The following is a 4,168-nucleotide window of genomic DNA, read 5'->3' on the forward strand; positions in this document are numbered from 1 at the left end:
GCTGGCGCTCGCGCAGGCGCGCGCGCTGCACCTGCACGCGCAAGGCCTGCTGGCGCGTCCGCGCCGGCGCGCGCGCAAGGCCGACGTGCTGGCGGCGATCGCGCGCATGCAACTACTGCAGATCGACACCATCCACGTCGTCGCGCGCAGCCCGTACCTGGTGCTGTTCTCGCGCCTGGGCGCGTACGAGCCGCGCTGGCTGGAGCAACTGCTGGCCGAACGCGCGATCTTCGAAGTGTGGGCGCACGAAGCCTGCTTCGCGCCGATGGACGATTACCTGCTGCACCGCAACGCCCTGCACCAGCGCGAACACCACTGGGCGATCCGCAGCGCCCTGCGCCACCGCGGCAGCCGCGGCGGCGAGATCGAGCGCCTGCTCGCGCACATCCGCGAGCTCGGCCCGGTCAAGTCCTCGGACTTCGAACGCGAAGACAAGGGCAGCGGCGGCGGCTGGTGGGGCTGGAAAGACGAGAAGCGCTGGCTCGAAGCCGGCTTCGCCCTGGGCGAGCTGATGGTGGCGCGGCGCGACAACTTCCAGCGCGTCTACGACTTGGCCGAACGCGTGGCCGGCGCCGCGGTGCCGGGCTGGAACGCCACCGCGATCGAACCGGCGCAGGTGCGGCGCAGCACCCTGCTCAAGTCGGTGGCCGCGCTCGGCATCGCCCAGGCGCGCTGGATCGCCGATTACTACCGGACCAAACCGCGCCTGCGCGACCGCGATCTCGACGCGCTGGTCGCCGCCGGCGACTTGCTGCGGGTGGCGGTGAAAGGCTGGGACGCGCCCGGCTACGTCCATCCCGGCCACGCCGACGCGCTGGCCCGCGCCGCCGCCGGCCGCCTGCGCGCGACCCACAGCGCGCTGCTGTCGCCGTTCGACCCGGTGGTGTGGGACCGCGAACGCGCCCGCGAATTCTTCGGCTTCGACTACACCCTGGAGTGCTACACGCCCGAACCCAAGCGCCGCTACGGCTACTTCGTGCTGCCGATCCTGGTGCGCGGCCGCCTGGTCGGGCGGCTCGATGCGAAGGCGCACCGCGCGACGGGCGTGTTCGAGGTCAAGGCGTTGTATCTGGAAGACGGCATCGACGGCGACGAGGCGCTGGCCGAAGACATCGCCGGCGCGATCGGCGAGTGCGCGCGTTGGCACGGCACGCCGAAGATCAAGCTGGGCAAGTGCCGGCCGGCCGCGTTCGCCAAGTGGTTGAAGGCGGCGTTGGCGGCCGCGGCCTAGCCTCGCTCAGGCCCGCCCGGCCAAAAACGCCGCCGCCGCGGTCAGCCCCAGCAACGGAACCAGATTCAACACCAACGCCGGCACCGCCACGCCGCGGCGTTCGCGGCGCAGCAGCGCGACGATCGCCGAGAGCGTTCCGAACAGCCAGCTCGCCGCGCTGTACATGATCGCGCGGCCGGTGCAGTGCAGGCTCCAGGTGCCGCACTGGCTGTCGGGGGTGAGGCCGAACACGATCAGCCACGCCAGCGCCGGGCCGAGCAGCAGCGCGAACCACGCCAGCGCGCCGAACAGGCGGCCGCCGCCGGGGGCTTCGGTGTCGGCATCGGCGCCGGGCGGGGACAGGCCGTAACCGGCGCGGCGGTCAACGGCCATGGCGGCGGCCTGCGCGGTCGGCGATGTCGGGGCGCACGCGCGCAGCGCGCGTGGCGAGTGGGTTGCGTCCTTTCATATCGATCTCCGGCCGGTATCGATGCGCGCACGATGCCGCATCGCCCGGCAGCGCCGCGTGACGGCCCGGGACGGGCGGCGTGCGGCGCTCAGGTGGGGGAAACGCCGTCGCGGCGCCAAAGCGGACGCGAGCGGCGCGCGCAGTGTAGCGGTTGCGGCGGCCGGCGTTCGTGCGGCGAGCCGGCAAAGACGAACGCCGCGGACGGGCCGCGGCGTTCTGGGTCGGCGTTCCGCGATCGCGGAACGCGGCCGTTTCGGCGGCCGCGGCGGAGCCGGACGGCGGGCGGTCAGACTTCCAGCGTCGCCAGATCGCCCTTCGTCTCCAGCCAGGTCTTGCGGTCGCCGGCGCGCTTCTTCGCCAGCAGCATGTCCATCAGCGACACGGTCTGGGCGTTGTCGTCCACCGTCAACTGGACCAGGCGGCGGGTGTCCGGGTGGATGGTCGACTCGCGCAGCTGCGAGGCGTTCATCTCGCCCAGGCCCTTGAAGCGGGTGACGTTGATCGCGCCGCTCAGGCCCTTCTTGCGGTCGCCCTTCTCGCGCTCGATCTTCTCCAGCAGCAGGCGCTTTTCCTCTTCGTCGAGCGCATAGAACACGTGCTTGCCCACGTCGACGCGGAACAGCGGCGGCATCGCCACGAAGATGTGGCCGGCCGCGACCAGCGCCGGGAAGTGGCGCAGGAACAGCGCGCTGAGCAAGGTGGCGATGTGCAGGCCGTCGGAGTCGGCGTCGGCGAGGATCACGATCTTGCCGTAGCGCAGCCCGCCGATGTCTTCCTTGCCCGGGTCGCAACCGATCGCCACCGCCAGGTCGTGCACTTCCTGCGAACCCAGCACGCTGCCGGAGGCCACTTCCCAGGTGTTGAGGATCTTGCCGCGCAGCGGCAGGATCGCCTGGAAGTCCTTGTCGCGCGCCTGCCGCGCGCTGCCGCCGGCGGAGTCGCCTTCCACCAGGAACAGCTCGGTGCGCGAGAGGTCCTGCGAGGTGCAGTCGGCGAGCTTGCCGGGCAGGGCCGGGCCCTGGGTGATCTTCTTGCGGACGATCTGCTTTTCGGTCTTGAGCCGGGCGCTGGCGCGCTCGATCGCCAACTGGGCGATTTTCTCGCCCAGTTCGGTGTGCTGGTTGAGCCACAGCGAGAACGCGTCGTGCGCGGCGCCCTCGACGAAGCCGGCGGCCTGGCGCGAGGACAGGCGTTCCTTGGTCTGGCCGCTGAACTGCGGGTCGGTCATCTTGATGCTGAGCACGAAGGCGACCCGGTCCCACACGTCTTCCGGCGCCAGCTTGACGCCGCGCGGCAGCAGGTTGCGGAAGTCGCAGAACTCGCGCAGCGCGTCGGTGAAGCCGGTGCGCAGGCCGTTGACGTGGGTGCCGTGCTGCGCGGTCGGGATCAGGTTGACGTAGCTTTCCTGGGTCAGTTCGCCGTCCGGCGCCCAGGCCACCGCCCAGTCGACCACTTCGGTGTCTTTCTTGAGCTGGCCGACGAACAGGTCCGGCGGCAGCAGCTCGCGCTGCGGCTGGCCTTCGCGCAGCTCGCCGGAGAGGTAATCGCGCAGGCCGTCTTCGTAGTACCACTCCAGGCGCTCGCCGGTGGCCTCGTCGAACAGCTTGACGTTCAGGCCCGGGCACAGCACCGCCTTGGCCCGCAGCACGTGCTTGATCGCGCGCAGGCTGAACTTCGGGGTGTCGAAATACTTGGCGTCCGGCCAGAAGCGCACGCGGGTGCCGGTGTTCTTCTTGCCGACGCTGCCGACCACTTCCAGCGGACTGGCGCGGTCGCCGTCCTTGAACGCCATGCGGTATTCGTTGCCTTCGCGCTTGATGTGCACTTCCACGTGCCTGGACAGCGCGTTGACCACGCTCACGCCGACGCCGTGCAGGCCGCCGGAGAAGGTGTAGTTCTTGTTGCTGAACTTACCGCCGGCGTGCAGGCGGGTCAGGATCAGCTCGACGCCGGGCACCTTCTCTTCCGGGTGGATGTCCACCGGCATGCCGCGGCCGTCGTCGGACACTTCGCAGCTGCCGTCGGCGTAGAGCGTCACCTCGATGCTGCGGGCGTGGCCGGCCAGGGCCTCGTCGACCGCGTTGTCGATGACTTCCTGGGCCAGGTGGTTCGGCCGCGCGGTGTCGGTGTACATGCCGGGCCGGCGCTTGACCGGGTCCAGGCCGGAAAGGACTTCGATGTCTGCGGCGTTGTAGCGACTGCTCATGAAACCTGCGTCAGTAGTAAGGAGTGGCGTGCGCGGCGGCGCGGGCGCGCCCGCGCGGCGGCGACGGCGGCCATCTTGCCATCGGCCGGTGACGGCGGCGCATCGGTGGGCGCGGCGGAGCATGGCCGGGCGCGCGGCGCAGCGAGCATGGCGACCGGGGGCGGCCGGGTCAAGCCGCGCCGGGCCGGTTCGGTCCGGTTCGATCCGGTTCGATCCGCGTTCGCCGGCCGCCGCGCCGCGGCCGGGCGACATTCACGCCCGCCGCCGTCTCGCCGGCTGCGAC

3 protein-coding genes are annotated in these 4,168 nt (G+C 71.2%); 1 reads left to right on the plus strand and 2 read right to left on the minus strand.

Features of this window, described 5'->3' with window-relative positions:
- Nucleotide 1 precedes the first annotated feature (1 nt).
- Nucleotides 2-1,231, plus strand: coding sequence for a winged helix-turn-helix domain-containing protein (locus A7A76_RS06925; protein ID WP_241200774.1), 1,230 nt, complete (start codon nt 2-4; stop codon nt 1,229-1,231).
- A gap of 6 nt (nt 1,232-1,237) precedes the next feature.
- Here the strand turns inward: A7A76_RS06925 and A7A76_RS06930 are convergent, their stop codons facing one another.
- A complete protein-coding gene (locus A7A76_RS06930) occupies nt 1,238-1,603 on the minus strand; it encodes a hypothetical protein (RefSeq protein ID WP_206410502.1) in 366 nt (121 codons plus the stop codon).
- A 362-nt stretch (nt 1,604-1,965) separates the two neighbouring features.
- Nucleotides 1,966-3,885 carry a DNA topoisomerase IV subunit B gene (gene parE / locus A7A76_RS06935; RefSeq protein WP_206410503.1) on the minus strand — a complete coding sequence of 640 codons (1,920 nt, stop codon included), beginning with the start codon at nt 3,883-3,885 and terminating at the stop codon, nt 1,966-1,968.
- Nucleotides 3,886-4,168 lie beyond the last annotated feature (283 nt).

Origin of the sequence: Lysobacter enzymogenes (genome assembly GCF_017168095.1) — a bacterium.
GTDB lineage: Bacteria > Pseudomonadota > Gammaproteobacteria > Xanthomonadales > Xanthomonadaceae > Lysobacter > Lysobacter enzymogenes_D.